The organism is Leisingera coralii (assembly GCF_049056525.1).
GTDB classification, from domain to species: domain Bacteria; phylum Pseudomonadota; class Alphaproteobacteria; order Rhodobacterales; family Rhodobacteraceae; genus Leisingera; species Leisingera coralii.
This window is the reverse complement of the sequence record NZ_JBHUPT010000048.1, coordinates 80,212-98,684: the sequence shown is the minus strand read 5'-3', so window position 1 is coordinate 98,684 and position 18,473 is coordinate 80,212. Positions and strand designations below refer to the sequence as shown.

Below are 18,473 nucleotides of genomic sequence, written 5' to 3'. Positions count from 1 at the left end.
GCTTCCGGATTTCTCAATTCTTGGTCACGGCAAACATCCTAGCGCAAATTGACGCGCAGGACGGCGGCGCTGGCAAAGGGCAGAAGGGCGATGGAGGCGGCGGAGATCCCGGCCAGCAGCAACAGCGGCGTCTGCACCGCCATGCCCTCGGCACCGCGGCGGGCCACCTCCGAGCCGAAGATCAGCGTCGGCACATAAAGCGGCATCACCAGAAGCGACATCAAGAGGCCACCGCGCTTCAGCCCCACGGTCAGCGCCGCGCCAAAGGTGCCGATAACAGACAGCGCAGGGGTCCCCAGCAGCAGCGAGATCACCAGCCACTGGAAACCGGCCACCGGCAGGTTCAGCAGCACCCCCAGCGCCGGCGCGGCCATCACCAGCGGCAGCCCGGTGGTGATCCAATGCGCCAGCGCTTTGATGGTCACGGTGCTCTCCAAGGGCAGCGGCGCAGTGGCCAGCAAGTCAAGCGAGCCATCCTCCCAATCCAGCGCCAGCAGCCGGTCGAGCGACAGCAGGCACGCCAGCAATGCCCCCAGCCACAGCACCCCGGGCGCGATCCGCGACAGCAGCTCGGACTGCGGACCGACGGAAAACGGCACCATCACGGTCACGATCAGGAAGAACGCAAGGCCCAGGCCAAAACCCCCGCCCGCGCGGAAGGCGAGCTTCAGATCCCGCAGAAGAAGCGCAATCACAGGAAGCCTCCGTCGAAATCGTCGACCTCAGGCGGCTTGGCCTTGTAAGGGCCGACATCCAGCACCTCGGCCTCCAGACCCAGGTCGATGTGGGTGGCGATCAGCGCCGAGCCGCCCTGCCCCAGATGCGCCCGCACCGCGTTTGCAAACATCGCGACCGAGGTCTTGTCGAGGCTCACCGTCGGCTCATCCATAATCCAGACCGGGCGGCCGGTCACCAGCATCCGGCTCAGGCCCAGACGGCGTTTCTGTCCCGCCGAAAGTGCCCCCGCCTGACGGTCGCGCAGAGTTTGAAGATCGAACCCGTCCAGCGCCCGTTCAATCCCGTTACGGCCAAACACACTGGCCCAGAAGGTCAGGTTTTCCGCCACCGTCAGCGTCGGCTTCAGCCCGTCGGAATGGGCGGCATAGGCGATCTGGTCCTCGGCGCCCTCAACCTGCCCCTTCAGCGGCGGCTGCAGGCCTGCAACGGTGCGCAGCAGCGTGGTCTTGCCGATGCCGTTGGGGCCGCGCAGGATCAGCGCCTTGCCGGACTCCAGCATAAAGCTCAGCCCCTCCAGCACCGGGATGCCACCGCGGGCCACACTCAGATCCGTCACAGTTAATGTCATGAAGCCCGCTTATCCCCTTGCTACGGCGCATGAAAAGCCTGTTTTCGAAATGCCCGCTTTGCGGCAGGTCAAATGAATTCCAGGAAATCAGACCGGCAGCGCCGCCAGGGCAATCCGGCGCCCCTCGGACAGGAGCACATTGTAGGTGCGGCACGCCGCGGGCGAGTTCATGGTTTCCACCCCCAGCCCGGCCTCCTCCAGCGCCTTGCGCAGTTCTGCCGGGATATGGGCGATCTCAGGCCCGGTGCCGATGAACAGCACGTCAATCTCCCCGGCCAGCGCCAGCAGCGGGTCGGCGTCGGTCATGCCGCCCCAGGGCGCAGTGCCACCCGCCGAGGTCAGCACCGCGCCCTGATGCACCTGCCCGCCAATCCGGAAGAACCCTTCGCCATAGCCGTCAACCGGCTGCGCGTCGGAATAGCTCACTTCGTTCAGGCGCATCTGGGGTCCTTTCAGTCAAATACCGGGAGGCTGGATAACACGGCCAGCGCGATCACGGAATAGGAGGCGAAGCGGTAAAGCTTCTCCAGTTTGGGATCAAACAGCGCCTTGCCGGTGAGCGTGGTGATCACATAAGGCACGCCCAACAGCGCGGCCAGAATGAATGCCTTGAGGCTGGCCATGCCGCCAAAGATCAGGTTGACCGCGATCACCACATCGAGCGCCGCCAGAAACACTATGGTATTGGCCCTGACCCGCGCCACGTCGCGCACGTTGGCCAGGTAGAAGACAATGATCACCGGCCCCGTCAGCCCGGTCATGCCGCCAACGATGCCTGCCGCGCCGCCGATGGCAAACCGCCCCGGCCAGCCCAGCCTTCCCTGCCAGCGCCAGCCGGACACCACCGCGGCCAGCGTTAACCCAATCACTCCGGCGGCCAGCCAGCGCAGGGTCAGCGGATCCATCTGCGACATGATCCACAGACCCACCGGTACAGTCACCGCGGCGGCCATGGACAATGCCCCGACTTCTGCCCTGTCCGCGTTGCTCCAGGCCTGCGGGAACAGGGTGATGGTGGAAAACACCCCCATCAGCACCATCAGGAACACCACATCCGCCGACGGCAGGAACTGCGCCCCCACGGGGACAAAGATCATCGCGGTGCCAAAACCAGTGAAGCCGCGGACAAGGCCCGCGGCTCCGATGGTGACCAGCAGCCAGAACAGCCCCGGCGTCTGCAGGGCTGCCTGAAAGGCCTCAAGCATCAATGTTGGCAAACTGGTTGCCCGCGGTGTTGTCCGGCTTCGACCAGTCGCGCTTCACCCCCAGCTTCAAGAGGATGGTGGAAGCAACGAACACGGACGAATAGGTCCCGACCACAACACCCCAGATCATCGCAAACACAAAGCCGCGGATCACATCGCCGCCCAGCACATAAAGCGAGATCAGCGCCAGCAGCGTGGTGACAGAGGTCATCATCGTCCGGCTGAGGGTTTCGTTGATCGAGATGTTCAGAACCTCGGCCAGGTCCTTCTTCTTGTAGCGGCGCAGATTCTCGCGCACCCGGTCAAACACAACCACAGTATCGTTCAGCGAATAGCCGACGATGGTCAGCAGCGCCGCGATGATCGCCAGGTCGAACTTGATCTGCAGCTCCGAGAAGACGCCGATAGTCAGCACCACGTCATGCACCAGCGCCGCCACCGCGCCGAGCGCGAACTGCCACTCGAACCGCAGCCAGATGTAGACCAGCACCGCCGCGATGGCGAGCACGACGGCAATCACCGCGGTCTGGATCAGCTCGCCCGAGACCTTGGGGCCAACGGATTCGACCGAGACAAACTTGATGCCCGGCGCCACCGCATCCAGCGAGGCCTTGAGCGTTTCGATCATCTCGCCCGAAATCGCCTCGCCGTCATCCTGCGCCTGGATACGGATCATGGCGACGTGCTGGTCCTCCTCGAAGGCCGGGTCGAACACCTCGGTGATCGACACATCGCCCAGCTCATGCACCGCCAGCGCATCACGGTAAGCGCCCACATCCACGGCCTCGGTGGCCTCGGTCCGGATTGTGGTGCCGCCGCGGAAGTCGATGCCGAAGTTCAGCCCCTGCCACATGAAGGAGGCAAAGCCCACCACCATCATCAGCGCGGAGATGCCCAGCCACAGCTTGGCGCGCTTGAAGAAATCGAAAGAGGTTTCCTGGGGAACAAGTCTCAGCCGCATCTTACACCTCAATCGTTTTTGGACGGCGCCGTTCAAACCACATGATGATCATCAGGCGGGTCACAAAGATCGCGGTGAATACCGAGGTCATGATGCCCAGCCCCAGGGTGATCGCAAAGCCGCGCACCGGGCCGGAGCCCATGGCGAACAGGATCACCGCGGTGATGAAGGTGGTGATGTTGGCGTCAAGAATGGCGCTCAGCGCCTTGGAGTAGCCTTCGTCGATGGCCCGGGCTGGGCCGCGGCCGGATTTCAGCTCCTCGCGGATACGCTCGAAGATCAGCACGTTGGCGTCGACCGCCATACCAACCGTCAGAACGATGCCGGCGATGCCCGGCAGGGTCAGGGTGCCGCCGATGAGGCTCAGCATGCCAAAGATCAGCGCGATGTTCAGCACCAGCGCCACATTGGCAAACATGCCGAACAGGCCGTAGCTGCCGACCATGTAGATAAGCACAGCGGCAAAGGCCACAGCGGTTGCCACCTTGCCCGCATCGATGCTGTCCTGGCCCAGTTCCGGACCAATCGTGCGCTCTTCCAGGAACTCCAGCCCGGCGGGCAGCGCGCCTGCGCGCAGCAGCACCGCCAGGTTAGTGCTTTCCTCGATTGTGAAGTTGCCGGTGATGATGCCGGAGCCGCCCGGGATATGCGACTGGATCACCGGGGCGGAGACCACCTCGTCATCCAGAACGATGGCAAAGGGGGAGCCGATGTTTTCCGCGGTGTAGTCACCGAACCGGCGCGCGCCGGAGGTGTTGAAGCGGAAGGTCACCGCAGGCCGGCCGTTCTGGTCGAAGGAGGGCTGCGCATCCACCAGGTCCTCGCCGGTCACAACCGCGGCGGCCTCGATGGTGTAGTAAACGCCGTCCTCATCCAGCGACGGGATCACCTTGTTGCCGACGCCGGGCGCTGCATCGGCATCGCTGCCGCGGCCCACAACCGGGTTGAAATTCAGCTGCGCGGTGGTGCCGATGATCGCCTTCAGCTCAGACGCGGACCCGATGCCCGGCACCTGGATCAGGATCCGGTCGGCGCCCTGGCGCTGGATTGTCGGCTCGCGGGTGCCCACCTCGTCGATGCGGCGGCGCACGATTTCCAGCGCCTGGCGCACGGTGCGGTCGTCGGAGGCGACCTTCTCCGCCTCGCTCAGGCGCACCACCAGGATGTCGCCCTGTGCCGAAACCTCGATGTCATTGGCGCCGACACCGGTCAGCGTGGTGATCGGGTTGGCCAGGCCGCGCACCACTTCCAGCGCATGGGCCATGCCGTCGGGCTTGGAGAGCTTCAGGCGAATCTCATCCGCAGGCCCCGGCTGGCGGCGGAAGGTGCCGACGGTGCTGCGCTCGGGCCGCAGCGCATCGCGCACTTCCGGCCACAGCGCATCCATCCGCGCCTCATAGACGTCTTCCACCTGCACTTCGGCGAGCAGATGCGCACCCCCCCGCAGGTCGAGGCCAAGATTCACCAGCCCGGACGGCAGGAACGACGGCCATTGGCCAGCCGTTTCCAGCCGTTCCGGGGTCTCGCCCTTGGCGATGATGTCGGCGGCCGCGTCATTGGCCCGTTCGACGCGGGTATAAAAACCGTTTGGCAGGGCAAGCATCAGCCCGGCTGCGCATACCAGCCAGATCAGCACCCTCTTCCAGAGATCAATTTGCAGCATTGCCCTGCCTTTTCAGATAGTTGCGAAGGGCGCTCAGGCTGCCGGCTCGGTCTTGTTCAGAACTTGGGCAATGGTCGCCTTGACCACGCGCACCTTGACGCCCTCGGCGATCTCCACCTCGATCTCGCCGTCTTCCTTGACCTTGGACACCTTGCCGATGACGCCGCCCTGGGTCACCACCTGGTCACCGCGGCGCAGGCCGTCCACCATCGCCTGATGCTGTTTCATCTTCTTCTGCTGCGGGCGGATCAGCAGGAAGTACATGATCGCGAAGATCAGGATAAGCGGGAGAAATTGGGCGACTGCGCCACCGTCCATGGGATATTCCTTCTGTCAAAGCGGCATGGGTGTCATGCCGGAATTTTGCAGCGGAACCTATGCGTTGAACTGGGGCATTGCAAGGGAACCCTGACACGCCTGCGGCGCAGATTGCCCGGCGCAGCAGCTGCCGTTCCGGCAAGCTGCATAATATGGCTCCACGCCGCGTCCCCCGCAGTGAAATTTTGATTGCAAACAGCCGCGAATCGGCGCTTTGCTTTCCCTTGCGTCCGCCGCCAGACGCGGGGTTTTTCCCCCTTTTTCCGGTCCGGAAGGCGGCCCGGCCATTCCTGAAAGAAGGAACAGGCGCATGATGATGGTGCGCTGCTATCTCGCCCCCTCAGCCATCGAAGGGCTGGGTGTTTTCAGCCATGAGCACATCACCAAGGGCGACATCGTCTGGCGGCATGACAGAATGCTCGACACCACCTTCCCGGAAAGCAAGCTGGACAACGTCGAGCCGCACATGAAAGAGTTCCTGGAACGCTACTGCTTCCCGGATCCCTGCCGCCCCGGTTACCTGATGCTGCAATGCGACGAAGGGCGTTTCCTCAACCATTCCATGTACCCGAACCTCGATTTCTCGGACGGGGTCTGGGGCCGGGCGCTGAGCAATATCCCGGCCGGCACGGAGCTGACCTTCGACTATGCGGACTTCCTGACCGGCGAGATCCGCATGCAGCCGCCAAGGCACCAAGTGCAGATGATGGCGATGGCCGCAGAATAATACTCCAAAGGCCGGGTCCAGCACCCGGCCTTAACTTTTCCAGCCGCGGGCGGGATACGGCCCGGGCTGTGCCCGAAAATCCCACCTGCAGCATAGACCGTCCGCCCCCCTTCCCCTTTGTTCACCCTTGCGTCATAGGATGGGCCTACTGATTCAAATCACCTTCCAACGCTAGGAGAGACTCCCATGCATGACATCCGCGCAATCCGCGAAAATCCTGCCGCCTTCGACGCCGCTGTGGCGCGGCGCGGGGATGCGGGCGTGTCATCCGAGATCCTGGCGCTGGATGAGGCGCGCCGCGCCAAGATCCTGGCCGCCGAAACCGCCCAGGCGGAGCAGAACAAGGCCTCCAAGGAAGTCGGCGCCGCCAAGGGCCGCGGCGATGAGGCCGAGTTCGAGCGCCTGCGCGCGCTGGTGGCCGAGAAGAAGGCCGAAGTGGCCGCCATGAACACCGAGGCCAAGGCGCTGGACCAGCAGCTGAACGACATGCTGGCCACCATCCCGAACCTTGCGTTCGAGGATGTGCCGCTGGGCGAGGATGAGGACGACAACGTCGAAATCCGCCGCTGGGGCGAGCCCAAGGCGCTCGACTTCGAGCCCAAGGAGCATTTCGAAATCGAGGGCGTGAAGCCCGGCATGGATTTCGAGGTTGCGGCTAAGCTCTCCGGCAGCCGTTTTGTGGTGCTGTCCGGCGCGGTTGCCCGCATCCACCGGGCGCTGGCGCAGTTCATGATTAACACCCATGTGGACGAAAACGGCCTGACCGAGACCTGGACCCCGGTGCTGGTGCGCGAAGAGATGATGTATGGCACCGGCCAGCTGCCCAAGTTCGGCGAGGACAGCTACAAGACCACCAACGGCTGGTGGCTGGTGCCGACGGCTGAGGTCACGCTGACCAACATCGTCAACAACATGGTTGTCGAGGAAAGCTACCTGCCGCGCCGCTATGTGGCGCACACCCAGTGCTTCCGCTCCGAGGCCGGTTCGGCCGGCAAGGACACCGCGGGCATGCTGCGCCAGCACCAGTTCGAAAAGGTCGAGATGGTCTCGGTCACCCATCCGGACAGCAGCCTGGAAGAGCATGAGCGCATGACCCGCTGCGCCGAGGACATCCTGGAGCGCCTGGGCCTGCCCTACCGCACCATCGTGCTGTGTACCGGCGACATGGGCTTTGGCGCCCGCAAGACCCACGACATCGAAGTCTGGGTGCCGGGCCAGAACACCTACCGCGAGATCTCCTCGGTCTCGGTCTGCGGCGACTTCCAGGCCCGCCGCATGAACGCGCGCTTCAAGCCCGCAGACGGCGGCAAGCCGCAGTTCGTGCATACGCTGAACGGCTCCGGCCTGGCGGTGGGCCGCTGCCTGATCGCGGTGCTGGAAAACGGCCAGCAGGCGGATGGGTCGGTTAAGCTGCCGGAGGCGCTGGCGCCCTATCTGGGCGGCAAGCTAACCCTGACTGCCGAAGGCCAGCTGGTCTAACCCCGCCCAGTCAAACAATCGAAAACCGGCGCCTTTCAGCGCCGGTTTTTTTATTTCAAGTGAAGGAGTTGGCGCTACTTCTTCGCCTTCTTCTTTTTCTTCCCGGCAGTCTTCCCTTCCAGGATCGCTTGCGCCTTGGCCTTCTCTTTTTCGATGGCCTTCTTGGCCTTGGCCTTCATCTTCTTGGCCTTCAGCTTGGCCTTGATCTTGGCCGCAGCAAATTCCTCCGCCAGATTGGCGGCCTTGCGCTTGGCCTTTGCGGCCTTGGCTTTGGCTTTTGCCGCCTTCTCCTCCGCTGCCTTGCGGGCAGCCTCGGCTTCGGCCAGTTTCTTGTCCATCTCTTCCTGTGCCGGTTGCGAAAGGGCGTCTGCCCCTGGTTCGGCTGGCTTGCCATTCACCGGCTTGCCTCCGTCCCCGTCCGGGCTATCCGCCGCCCCTGCGCTTGCCGCTTTCCTTGCCAGAGCCCCCAGCGAAGCTGCACGGTTTGTCCCGATACCGGGAATTCGGCGCAGCCCGGCCTCCTCCATCCCCGCCAGATCCTCGACGGATTGCACGCCGTTTTCCTGCAGTATCCTGGCCAGCGCAGGCCCAACCCCGCGCAGCTTGTCAATCGGTGTCATCCCTGCTCCCCTTCGCCTGCCGCTCAAATTACTTGTCCCGGTAATAGTGCCAAAATTGCACAACACCGCTCAGGCAGGAAAGGGCACTAGGCATTTTTTATCTTCATCCCAGAGCTTTAACGTCAGCGCCCGGACAGCCTCGGGAAATTTGATCCGGCGCAGTCCCAATTCCGGCGGCAGGCTGTAATGGCACTGGCGGAGCCGGTAGGAGGGGATCCTGGCATTGTAATGGTGGATGTCATGCAGGGTGATATTGGCAACCGCCATGTCGAAGAACCAGCCGAAGTCGAGGCAGGATGAGCCCTGCAGCGCCGCCACCTGCGGGTTCAGGTCCGGGCGGCGGTCCCAGTAAGTGTCCTCGAAATTATGCTGCAGATAGACCAGGAACACCCCGATCATGCCGCCGAGGAAGGAAAACACCAGCCACACCCAAATGCCGGTCATCCCCGCCACACGGTACAGAAGCGCCAGCATCGCCACGATCACCAGATTGTGCAGCACCACGCCCAGGGCGCCGAAGCGTACCGTGTTCTTGGGCCAGCGGTAACGGATGAAATAGGTAAACGCCGCCCCCACCGGCACCAGCACAAAGGGGTTGCGGTACAGCCGGTAGGACAGCCGCTCCCAAAAGCCTGCCTGCTGCCACTCCCGCAGCGTCATGGTGTGAATCTCGCCGGTTTCCCGGTGCTCCAGATTGCCGATGTTGGAATGATGCAGGTTGTGGTTCTGCTTCATCACCTCAAACGGGGCGAAGGTGAAAGGCGACAGAACATGGCCGGCGATCTCGTTCTGCAAACGGGTTTCAAACAGCGAATGATGGCCGGTGTCATGCTGCAGCACATACAGGCGGACGGCAGCGAAGGCGAACACGACGCCTGCGGGCAGCATCACATACCAGCGATCGGCATTCGCGATCGCCAGAAAAAGAGACAGGAAATAGACCGCAAATGTTCCGAAGTAGCTGAGCGCGGCCAGCCGGTTGTCCTTTTCGGTGTATTTGCGAGTATGTGCCCTCAGATCCATGAAAACGTCCATAAAATCATTGCGTGACAGGCGCGCGAAACCCGCAGCCCGTCCAAGGTAGAATGTCAGATAATCCCGCCAGGCCCAAAGGCAAGGCTACCGAAAACAAGAAACACAACCATAGGATTAGCGCCCTGCCGCGGCAAAGGGAATAGCGGAAGCCGCCAGGGGTGCCGGGCAGGCAAAAGGCCGCCGCATCCGCGCAACGCAAAAGCGCCGCCCGTCAGGGCGGCGCCGGGCCCAACGGGCCAAGGAATTCTGTGAATGCCGCAGGCCGGGCGGGAGCGCCCCGCCGTTGCCGCTTTAGCCGCCGCGCTTGTTCAGGTGCTTGGTCAGCGCGCCCGCATTCTTGGTCCGCTTGCCCTTGTAGGGGTTCTTGTCCCCCTGCCCGCGCATATACAGGCGGATCGGCGTGCCCGGCATGTCAAAGTCTTCACGCAAGCCGTTGACCAGATAGCGGGTATAGCTTTCCGGCAGCTTGTCGGGATGCGAGCACATCACCACGAATCCCGGCGGACGGCTCTTGGCCTGGGTCATGTAGCGCAGCTTGATCCGCTTGCCCTGGGGGGCCGGCGGCGGGTGCTGCTCCAGCATGCCGATAAGCCAGCGGTTCAGCGCCGCGGTCGGCACCCGGCGGTTCCAGGTTGCATAGGCGCGCATGATCGCCTCATGCAAACGGTCCAGCCCCTTGCCGGTCTTGGCCGAAACCGTCACCAGCGGCGCCCCGCGCAGCTGCGGCAGCAGACGGCCGAAGGCCTCCTTGAGGTCGCGCAGCTTTTCCTGCTTGTGCTCCTCGGCGTCCCATTTGTTGACAGCCACCACAACCGCGCGCCCCTCGCGCTCGGCCAGGTCGGCAATCCGCAGGTCCTGCTGCTCGAACGGGATGCTCGCATCCAGCAGCACCACCACGACCTCGGCGAATTTCACCGCGCGCAGGCCATCGGAGACAGAGAGCTTTTCCAGCTTCTCCTGCACCTTGGCCTTCTTGCGCATGCCGGCGGTGTCGAACACCCGCATCGGCACGTCTTTCCAGTTGATCTTGAGCGAGATCGCATCGCGGGTGATCCCGGCCTCTGGCCCGGTCAGCAGCCGCTCCTCGCCCAGGATCTTGTTGATCAGCGTCGACTTGCCCGCGTTCGGGCGGCCGACGACAGCGACCTGCAAGGGCTTGGCGTCGGTCGGAACCGGGATGACCTCTTCCTCGTCCTCGCCGATCTCTTCATAGACCTCGACATCGGTCACCGGCGCATGGTCTTCCGCCACCGCCTCGAACTTCTCCGCCAGCGGCTGCAGGATGCCGTACAGATCCGGCATCCCCTCGCCATGCTCGCCCGACAGCCGCAGCGGCTCGCCCAGGCCCAGGCCATAGGCCTCCAGCACCCCGGCCTCGGCGGCGTTGCCCTCGGCCTTGTTGGCGGCCAGGATCACATGCGCGGACTTGCGGCGCAGGATGTCGGCAAAGATCTCGTCGGTCGGGGTGACACCAGTGCGGGCGTCGATCATGAACAGGCAGATGTCGGCCATATCCACCGCCCGCTCGGTCAGGCGGCGCATGCGGCCCTCCAGCGAGTTGTCGGTGGCGTCTTCCAGACCGGCGGTGTCGATCACGGTAAAGCGCAGATCCCCCAGCCGCGCCTCGCCCTCGCGCAGGTCGCGCGTCACGCCCGGCTGGTCATCGACCAGGGCCAGCTTCTTGCCCACGAGGCGGTTGAACAGGGTGGACTTGCCCACATTGGGACGGCCCACAATGGCGAGGGTAAAGGACATCAGACCAGCTTTCTGCGATTCAGACGCGGCTCATAGCGCATCTGCGCGGCATCCGCCACCCGGAAACATGGATCAGCGGTATGCCAGCAATTCACCGTCGGAGGAAACCACATACAGCGTGCGCCCTGCAACAACCGGCGCTGTGGTGGCGCCGCCCGGCACCTCGGCGGTGCGGGTCAGGCTGCCGTCAACAGGATTGAAGAAGCGCAGCTGCCCGTCATTGGAGGCCAGCACGATCTGCCCGCCCGCCAGCACCGGGCCGTGATGCACGTGGATCTTGCCGCGCTTGCCCGGCTTGTCCTTGACATAGCCCGGCAGGTCCACCGCCCAGATCACCTCGCCCGTGCCCGCATCAAGGCGCAGCAGCTGGTTCAGGTCGCTCACCTGGAACAGGCTGCCGCCCGCAGGCCAGGCGGTGCCGGACGCGCCTTCGCGCGCGGTCCACAACCGGTCGCCGGTGTCCAGGTCAATGGCGACGGTACGGCCCGAGTTGTTGCCCGCATAAAGCCGCTTGCCCGCAACCACCGGCGCGCCGGTCACGTCACTGATCCGCGACAGGGTCTGGCCGGTGCGCTGGCCGGCCACCGACGCGCTCCAGCGCCGCAGGCCGCCGCGGCGGAAGGTGGCGATCAGATCGCCGGAGCCAAAGGCAAAGATGGCAAGGTCACTGGTGACCACAGGTGCCGGTGCGCCCAGAACGTTGGCAGCTGAAGGCGAGGCCTCGATCTGCCAGGCAATGCGCCCGTCCTTGGTGTTCACAGCCCAGCCGGTGTCGTCGCCCGCCACCAAATAGACCAGCCCGCCGCTGACCCGCGGCTGGCCGGAGCCGGTGGCGCCCAGTTCCTGACGCCAGATCAGGCTGCCATCGGCGGCATTCAGCGCCGTCAGCACCCCGAAGCCGGAAGAGACATAGAGCACGCCATTGTCATAGGCCAAACCGCCACCGGTGGCCTGGCCCTCGTCATCTGCTGCCGGGATCAATCCGCTTTGCCACAGGACCTGGCCCTGCGGCGAGACGGCGGAAACCTGCGCCGCGCTGTCCAGCGTGTAGATACGCCCGCCGCCCACAACCGGGGTCGCGGTGATGCGCTGGCGGCGGCTGTCACCGGCACCGATCGAGGCAGACCAGATCCGTTGCGGCGCGGCAGACAGCGCCGGATGCGCGGTGCGCCCCGCCTCGGCGCCGTGCCCTTGGGCCCACTCCGCATTGGCGGTCTGCGCCGGCAGCGAAATGGGACGCGCCTGGTTCACCACCTCAACGGCGGCATCGGGCCGGATATCCTCGCGCTCGCCGCGCAGGATGATTTCCTCCTCGGCACAGGCGGCCAGAACCGCCATGGCTGCGGTTGTGCACAGAAGACCCCGTACCCGGGAGAAAGTCTTTGTTATTGTCATTGCCCTGCCCTGTCTGCCGTAGTCTTCCGCAAGTTCCCATCCGCGGAGCGCCTCACCCCTCTGGCGCGGTGTCCCCCTCCAGGGAGCCGCCGAGCGCCACAATCACCTGAGACGCGCGGTCTTTCAAGTCTCCGGTTGCCGCGGCATCGGCTGCAATCTCCCGCAGCCGGGCAATGGCCGCCTCGCTGTTGCCTTCTTCGATGTCCAGCAGCGCCAGCTGTTCAGCCGCCAGCAGCGCCAGCGGCGCACCGGGCTGCGCTAGTGCTTCATACTGCAGGCGGCGGTCGGCCACGCTCAGGGTATCGGCCTGCAGCGCCAGCGCCTTGAAGCTGGCGATGTGGCGGTAGATCAGCGGCAGTTCGCCGTTGACGGCCACGGCCTCAAGCCGGGCCACCGCCTCGGCAGTCTTGCCTGCCCCGGCCAGCGCACCGGCTTCCAGCATCTTGACGATGGCCGTGCCGCCGGCGCCCTCGGCGGTCACCGCCGCCAGCGCCGCGGCCTGATCTTCGCTGCCGTCGATCTCCAGCGCTGCAGTGATCTTGTCGCCCAGATCCTCTGCCGCCGCGCGCTCCTGCGCCTTGCTGTACTCGCGGAACGCCGCACCGCCGACAACCAGCGCCACCGCAACGCCGCCGATCCAGCCATAGCGCTTGAGCATCAGGAAAAGCCGGTCACGGCGGACCTCTTCGGTCACCTCATCGATAAAGCTGTCGGTATCGCTCATGAAAAGCCCCTGATATGCGCGGCCCGGGCCTGCGCCCTTGCCGGTATTGTATGCGTCGCGCCCCTCTTACCCCGGCTCAAACGCCAAGCCAAGTGGCCCGTTTGCACCAGAAACATCGGTATTCAGGCCAGAAAAGCAAGAAATGTGAACTAAACCACTTAGTTTAGAATGGACATATCCTATATCAGGCCTATCACATACGCGCGACTCCCCTTGTAATCAGGCCCCGCCGCCCGCCGGCCCAGGAGCACAGCGCACAGGGAGAAGACAGGAACAAGGAAAGGCCCGACATGCGTATCATCCCGATGCTGACCGCGGTGGTGGTGACAGCCAGCCTCTATATGGTGGTTATTCAGCGTGACGACCTGATGGCCTTTGCCCGCGGCGAGGATGCCCCGGACGCCACCCAAAGCGAAGCGGAAACCGCCGAAGGGCTGGAGCTTGCCCAGGCCGAGGAAACGCGCGTGGGCGTCGTGGCGCTGCAAAGCAAGGCGCGCACCATCGGCAGCGCGGTAATCCTGCGCGGCCAGACCCAGGCCATCCGCCAGGTGGACGTACGGGCCGAAACCACCTCAACCGTGATTTCCGAGCCGCTGCGCAAGGGCGCCCATGTTGAAAAGGGCGATGTCCTGTGCCAGCTCGACCCGGGCACCCGCAACGCCACACTGCAGGAAGCGCAGGCGCGGCTGAAGGAAGCCAAGATCAACCTCACCGCCTCCTCCAAACTGTCCGAAGGCGGCTATGCCTCTGAAACCCGGCTGGCCGCCTCCGAAGCCGCGGAACGCACCGCCATTGCCGCGGTTGCCGCCGCGCAAAAGGAGCTGGACCGCTTGACCATAACCGCGCCCTTCGCTGGCCTGCTGGAAAGCGACACCGCCGAACTGGGCAGCCTGCTGCAGCCGGGCAGCCTCTGCGGCACCGTCATTCAGCTCGATACCATCAAGCTGGTGGGCTACGTGCCGGAGGCAGAGGTCAACAAGGTGGAACTGGGCGCAACAGCAGGCGCAGAGCTGTCCACCGGCCAGCAGGTTCAGGGCAAGGTGACCTTCCTCAGCCGCTCCGCCGACCCCACCACCCGCACCTTCGAGGTCGAGATTACCGTGCCGAACCCGGACCTGAGCATCCGCGACGGCCAGACCGCCGATATCGCCATCTCCTCCGCCGGGCGGCTGGCGCACAAGCTGCCGCAATCGGCGCTGACCTTGAACAACGAGGGCCAGCTTGGCGTCCGCGTTGTCGGCGAGGACAGCACCGTGGTATTCTATGCCGTGCAGCTCCTGCGGGATGAGGCCGACGGCGTCTGGCTCGGCGGCCTGCCCGAAACCGCAGACGTGATCGTCGTGGGGCAGGACTTTGTGACCGAAGGCGTCGCCGTGGCGGCCACCTACCGGGAGACTGAACAGTGATTGGCATCGTCGATTGGGCCGCCGGCCGCGCCCGGATGGTCCTCGCCTTCATCGCAATCTCGCTGCTTGTCGGCGGCTTTGCCTACTCGATGCTGCCCAAAGAGGGCGAGCCGGATATCGAGATCCCGGCCCTGTTCATCTCAGTCCCCTTCCCCGGCATCTCCGCCGAGGACGCCGAATCCCTGATGGTCAAGGTGATGGAGACCGAGCTTGCCGACCTCGACGGGCTCGACAAGATGACGTCCACCGCCGCCGAAGGCTATGCCGGGGTGGCGCTGGAGTTCGAATTCGGCTGGGACAAGACCGCCATCATGGCCGACGTGCGCGACGCCATGGACAAGGCGGAGGCGGAGTTCCCGGAAGGGGCCGAGAAATACTCGATCACCGAGATCAACTTCTCCGAATTCCCCATCGTCATCGTGAACCTGACCGGCGCCGTGCCCGAACGCACGATGGCGCGCATTGCCAAGGACTTGCAGGACGACCTTGAGGCGCTTGATGCGGTGCTGGAGGCTGGTATTGCCGGCAACCGCGACGAGATGGTCGAGGTGCTGATCGACCCGCTGCGGCTGGAGGCTTACAACGTCACAGCACTTGAGCTGATCAATGTCGTGCAGAACAACAACCAGCTGATCGCAGCTGGTGAGGTCGAGACCAGCCAGGGCACCTTTGCGGTCAAGATCCCCTCCTCCTTCGACGACGTGAAAGACATCTACCAACTGCCGGTCAAGACCAATGGCGACCGTGTGGTCACCCTGGGTGAACTGGCGCAGATCAACTTCACCTTCGAGGACCGCGAAGGCACCGCCCGCTTCAACGGCGAGGACACGGTTGCCCTGCAGGTGGTCAAGCGCAAGGGCTACAACCTGATCGACACCGTCAACCTGGTGAAAGAGACCCTGGAGGAGTCAAAGTCCAAATGGCCGCCGGAATTGCAGGCCGCGGTTGAGGTCGGCACCTCCAACGACCAGAGCCGTGTGGTCGGTTCGATGGTCAGCCAGCTCGAAGGTTCGGTGCTGACCGCCATCGCGCTGGTGATGATCGTGGTGCTGTCGGCGCTTGGCAGCCGTGCTGCGCTGCTGGTCGGCTTTGCAATCCCGACATCCTTCCTGCTGTGCTTTGCACTCTTGGCACTGATGGGCATCTCGATCTCCAACATCGTGATGTTCGGCCTGATTCTGGCCGTGGGGATGCTGGTGGACGGCGCCATCGTTGTGGTGGAATACGCCGACAAACGGATCAAGGAAGGCACCGGCCCGATGCACGCCTATGTCGAGGCGGCACAGCGGATGTTCTGGCCGATCGTCTCCTCCACCGCGACCACGCTCTGCGCCTTCCTGCCGATGCTGTTCTGGCCCGGCGTTCCGGGCGAATTCATGGGCATGCTGCCGGTCACCCTGATCTTCGTGCTGTCGGCCTCGCTGGTGGTAGCGCTGATCTACCTGCCCGTCATGGGCGGTGTCACCGGCCGTATCAGCCGCACCTTCGAGGGCGCCTCCCGCGCTCTGCGGATGATCGCGCCCTGGTGGCTGCGCGCGGTTCTGGTGCCGGTCTCCATGTGGGGCATGTTCGCAGGCGCCATGCAGATGCTGAACCCCTCCTATCTGCTGCCCGAAGGCACGGAGCCGATGGCAGGCGTTCTGTTCGGCGGGCTGGTCTTTACCCTGGCAGCCTTCGCCGCCTCCATCACCCTCAGCGCCGTCAAGATCGAGCGCGAGGAAAAGGAGGTCGCCCCCGGCTACCACCACACGCCCTTCGGCCATGTGATCAAGTTCATCGCGGGCAACCCGGTGATGCCGGTTGTGACCATCGGCGCGGTGGGCTTTGCCATCATGACCGTTTTCGCCACCTTCAGCGAAAATAACTACGGCGTCGAATTCTTCGTCGACTCGGAACCGGAGCAGGCCACCGCCTATGTCCGCGCCCGCGGCAACATCTCGCTGCACGAAAAGGACGACATGGTCCGCGCCACCGAGGAGGTCATCCTGGACCACCACGCGGTGATCAATGTCTTCTCCTTTGCCGGCGACGGCGGCCTCAACACCGACAGCTCCGGCGCGCAGCTGCCGCCGGACACCATCGGCCAGGTCCAGTTCGAGATCATCCCGTGGGAGGAGCGCCCCACCGAGAGCGAGCCGCTGGACGGCTGGTTCGGCGCGCTGCTGAGCAAATACCTGGGCTTTGAGAAAGAAATCATCGCCGAGGAATATGACGGCAACACCGTGATCGACCAGCTGAACGCACAACTGGCCAAGCTGCCCGGGTTCGAGGTCGAGGTCCGCGCCCTGGCACAGGGCCCCGCCTCCGGCAAGCCGGTGCACCTGCGCCTGCGCGGCGACGGCTGGGACGATCTGACCAGCGCCACCCTGGCCGCACGGGAGCAGTTCGAAAACACCCCCGGCCTGATCCTGATCGAGGACAGCCTGCCGCTGCCCGGCATCGACTGGCAGATCAACGTGGATGTCGAGAAGGCCGGCCGTTACGGCGCCGATGTGGCGACCGTGGGCGCGATGGTGCAGCTTGTCACCCGCGGCATCCTGCTGGACACCATGCGGGTGGACAGCTCGGATGAGGAAATCGAAATCCGCGTCCGCCTGCCGGAACAGGACCGGGTGCTGTCGACGCTCGACAACCTCAAGGTCCGCACCGCCGACGGGCTGGTGCCGCTGTCGAACTTCGTGACCCGCCAGCCGGTGCCGAAACTGGCCCAGATCAACCGCATCGGCCAGGAACGGTTCTACGACGTCAAGGCCGACGTCGAGGCGGGCCTGAACAAGGTCATCCTGGAGGATCCGGACACCGGCGAAATGACCCGGCTGGCCCTGCTCAAGGAAGTGCCGGAAGGCACGGCGGCCAACGGCGACAGCCTCACCGCTCCGAACGGCAGGCTGATGGAACTGGTGACGCTGACGGGTGCCGACAGCTTCGATGCGGTGCTGGCGGCGCTGGACAACGGCGCCAAGATCAGCCCGGTGAACCCGAACGAGCGGATCGCCGTCATCACCGAATGGCTGGAAACCGACCCGCTGCCGCGCAGCATCAGCTGGGAATGGACCGGCGACCAGGAGGAGCAGGAGGAATCCGGAGCCTTCCTGTCCAGGGCCTTTGCCGGCGCCTTGGCGCTGATGTTCGTGATCCTGCTGGCGCAGTTCAACAGCTTCTATAATTCGGTGCTGGTGCTGCTGGCGGTGGTGCTCTCCACCACCGGCGTGCTGATCGGCATGATGGTGATGCAGCAGCCCTTCTCCATCATCATGACCGGCACCGGCATCGTGGCGCTGGCGGGGATCGTGGTGAACAACAACATCGTGCTGATCGACACCTATCAGGAGTTCAGCCAGAAGATGCCGCGGATCGAGGCGATCATCCGCACGGCTGAGGCACGTATCCGCCCGGTTCTGCTGACCACCATCACCACGATGGCGGGCCTCACCCCGATGATGTTCGGTGTCAGCCTCGACTTCATCAACGGCGGCTACTCGATCGACAGCCCCACCGCGCTGTGGTGGAAACAGCTGGCAACCGCCGTGGTCTTTGGCCTGGGCATCGCCACCGTGCTGACCCTGGTGGTGACCCCGTCGCTGCTGGCCATCCGGGTGTGGTTCTCCACCTACATGCGGGCACTCGGACGGATGCTGTCGCGCCTGACCCGCGGCCGCTCCAGCCGCATCGCGCAGGACTCGCGCCTTTTCAAAAAGGCCCGTGCGCTGCCGACCACGGAAATCCTGTGGGAGGGTGACGAGCAGCCCGCCGCGGCAGAGCAGGAGCCGCCAGCAGAGGACGATGAGACACCGCCGCCCCCCGCAGGCAGACTCCGCGCCGCCGAATGATCAGCGCCCCGCCACCCGGCGGGGCGTTTTCTTTTTGGCACGCCTGCAT

16 protein-coding genes are annotated in these 18,473 nt (G+C 64.5%); 4 read left to right on the top strand and 12 right to left on the bottom strand.

Annotated elements, in window-relative coordinates; all coding sequences use genetic code 11:
* Positions 1-38 precede the first annotated feature (38 nt).
* The 7 genes from ccmB to yajC form a co-directional block, all read right to left on the bottom strand.
* Entirely contained in the window at positions 39-695 is a 657-nt protein-coding gene (gene ccmB / locus ACFMBG_RS16005) for a heme exporter protein CcmB (RefSeq protein ID WP_421055696.1), read from the bottom strand.
* Positions 692-1,306, bottom strand: a complete 615-nt coding sequence (gene ccmA / locus ACFMBG_RS16000; RefSeq protein ID WP_421055695.1) for a heme ABC exporter ATP-binding protein CcmA — start codon at positions 1,304-1,306, stop codon at positions 692-694. The genes ccmB and ccmA overlap by 4 nt, the downstream gene beginning before the upstream one ends.
* Positions 1,307-1,393: 87 nt before the next feature.
* A complete protein-coding gene (locus tag ACFMBG_RS15995) occupies positions 1,394-1,747 on the bottom strand; it encodes an Mth938-like domain-containing protein (protein WP_421055694.1) in 354 nt (117 codons plus the stop codon).
* A gap of 11 nt (positions 1,748-1,758) precedes the next feature.
* Complete coding sequence (locus ACFMBG_RS15990; RefSeq protein ID WP_421055693.1) at positions 1,759-2,511, bottom strand: TSUP family transporter; 753 nt, start codon at positions 2,509-2,511, stop codon at positions 1,759-1,761.
* Entirely contained in the window at positions 2,504-3,472 is a 969-nt protein-coding gene (gene secF / locus ACFMBG_RS15985) for a protein translocase subunit SecF (RefSeq protein WP_421055692.1), read from the bottom strand. Before secF ends, ACFMBG_RS15990 begins: the two co-directional genes overlap by 8 nt.
* Before the next feature lies 1 nt (position 3,473).
* Complete coding sequence (gene secD / locus ACFMBG_RS15980) at positions 3,474-5,135, bottom strand: protein translocase subunit SecD (RefSeq protein WP_421055691.1); 1,662 nt, start codon at positions 5,133-5,135, stop codon at positions 3,474-3,476.
* 33 nt (positions 5,136-5,168) lie between these two features.
* Complete coding sequence (yajC, locus tag ACFMBG_RS15975) at positions 5,169-5,453, bottom strand: preprotein translocase subunit YajC (protein ID WP_421055690.1); 285 nt, start codon at positions 5,451-5,453, stop codon at positions 5,169-5,171.
* A gap of 310 nt (positions 5,454-5,763) precedes the next feature.
* Between yajC and ACFMBG_RS15970 the strand changes: the two genes are divergently transcribed.
* Positions 5,764-6,180: an SET domain-containing protein gene (locus ACFMBG_RS15970; protein ID WP_421055689.1), complete on the top strand. Its 417-nt coding sequence runs from the start codon at positions 5,764-5,766 to the stop codon at positions 6,178-6,180.
* 186 nt (positions 6,181-6,366) lie between these two features.
* Positions 6,367-7,659, top strand: coding sequence for a serine--tRNA ligase (gene serS / locus ACFMBG_RS15965; protein WP_421055688.1), 1,293 nt, complete (start codon positions 6,367-6,369; stop codon positions 7,657-7,659).
* A 74-nt stretch (positions 7,660-7,733) separates the two neighbouring features.
* Here the strand turns inward: serS and ACFMBG_RS15960 are convergent, their stop codons facing one another.
* The 5 genes from ACFMBG_RS15960 to ACFMBG_RS15940 form a co-directional block, all read right to left on the bottom strand.
* Entirely contained in the window at positions 7,734-8,279 is a 546-nt protein-coding gene (locus tag ACFMBG_RS15960) for a helix-hairpin-helix domain-containing protein (RefSeq protein WP_421055687.1), read from the bottom strand.
* A gap of 69 nt (positions 8,280-8,348) precedes the next feature.
* Positions 8,349-9,302 carry a fatty acid desaturase gene (locus ACFMBG_RS15955; RefSeq protein ID WP_421055686.1) on the bottom strand — a complete coding sequence of 318 codons (954 nt, stop codon included), beginning with the start codon at positions 9,300-9,302 and terminating at the stop codon, positions 8,349-8,351.
* Between the two features lie 303 nt (positions 9,303-9,605).
* On the bottom strand, positions 9,606-11,069 hold the full coding sequence (der, locus tag ACFMBG_RS15950; protein ID WP_421055685.1) for a ribosome biogenesis GTPase Der: 1,464 nt from the start codon (positions 11,067-11,069) through the stop codon (positions 9,606-9,608).
* A gap of 72 nt (positions 11,070-11,141) precedes the next feature.
* Positions 11,142-12,464 carry a PQQ-like beta-propeller repeat protein gene (locus ACFMBG_RS15945; protein WP_476703267.1) on the bottom strand — a complete coding sequence of 441 codons (1,323 nt, stop codon included), beginning with the start codon at positions 12,462-12,464 and terminating at the stop codon, positions 11,142-11,144.
* A gap of 52 nt (positions 12,465-12,516) precedes the next feature.
* The gene (locus ACFMBG_RS15940) at positions 12,517-13,188 is read right to left on the bottom strand and encodes a hypothetical protein (protein ID WP_421055683.1); all 672 of its coding nucleotides are present in this window, start codon (positions 13,186-13,188) and stop codon (positions 12,517-12,519) included.
* Between the two features lie 290 nt (positions 13,189-13,478).
* On the opposite strand from ACFMBG_RS15940, the gene ACFMBG_RS15935 reads away from it, so the two are divergent.
* Positions 13,479-14,594: an efflux RND transporter periplasmic adaptor subunit gene (locus ACFMBG_RS15935; protein WP_421055682.1), complete on the top strand. Its 1,116-nt coding sequence runs from the start codon at positions 13,479-13,481 to the stop codon at positions 14,592-14,594.
* Positions 14,591-18,424: an efflux RND transporter permease subunit gene (locus ACFMBG_RS15930; protein ID WP_421055681.1), complete on the top strand. Its 3,834-nt coding sequence runs from the start codon at positions 14,591-14,593 to the stop codon at positions 18,422-18,424. Before ACFMBG_RS15935 ends, ACFMBG_RS15930 begins: the two co-directional genes overlap by 4 nt.
* Positions 18,425-18,473 lie beyond the last annotated feature (49 nt).

Coding starts and splice junctions, on each gene's coding strand:
- ccmA (WP_421055695.1), bottom strand. CDS start 1,306: ATGACATTAACTGTGACGGATCTGAGTGTGGCCCGCGGTGGCATCCCG.
- ACFMBG_RS15995 (WP_421055694.1), bottom strand. CDS start 1,747: ATGCGCCTGAACGAAGTGAGCTATTCCGACGCGCAGCCGGTTGACGGC.
- ACFMBG_RS15990 (WP_421055693.1), bottom strand. CDS start 2,511: ATGCTTGAGGCCTTTCAGGCAGCCCTGCAGACGCCGGGGCTGTTCTGG.
- secF (WP_421055692.1), bottom strand. CDS start 3,472: ATGCGGCTGAGACTTGTTCCCCAGGAAACCTCTTTCGATTTCTTCAAG.
- secD (WP_421055691.1), bottom strand. CDS start 5,135: ATGCTGCAAATTGATCTCTGGAAGAGGGTGCTGATCTGGCTGGTATGC.
- yajC (WP_421055690.1), bottom strand. CDS start 5,453: ATGGACGGTGGCGCAGTCGCCCAATTTCTCCCGCTTATCCTGATCTTC.
- ACFMBG_RS15970 (WP_421055689.1), top strand. CDS start 5,764: ATGATGATGGTGCGCTGCTATCTCGCCCCCTCAGCCATCGAAGGGCTG.
- serS (WP_421055688.1), top strand. CDS start 6,367: ATGCATGACATCCGCGCAATCCGCGAAAATCCTGCCGCCTTCGACGCC.
- ACFMBG_RS15960 (WP_421055687.1), bottom strand. CDS start 8,279: ATGACACCGATTGACAAGCTGCGCGGGGTTGGGCCTGCGCTGGCCAGG.
- ACFMBG_RS15955 (WP_421055686.1), bottom strand. CDS start 9,302: ATGGATCTGAGGGCACATACTCGCAAATACACCGAAAAGGACAACCGG.
- der (WP_421055685.1), bottom strand. CDS start 11,069: ATGTCCTTTACCCTCGCCATTGTGGGCCGTCCCAATGTGGGCAAGTCC.
- ACFMBG_RS15945 (WP_476703267.1), bottom strand. CDS start 12,464: ATGACAATAACAAAGACTTTCTCCCGGGTACGGGGTCTTCTGTGCACA.
- ACFMBG_RS15940 (WP_421055683.1), bottom strand. CDS start 13,188: ATGAGCGATACCGACAGCTTTATCGATGAGGTGACCGAAGAGGTCCGC.
- ACFMBG_RS15935 (WP_421055682.1), top strand. CDS start 13,479: ATGCGTATCATCCCGATGCTGACCGCGGTGGTGGTGACAGCCAGCCTC.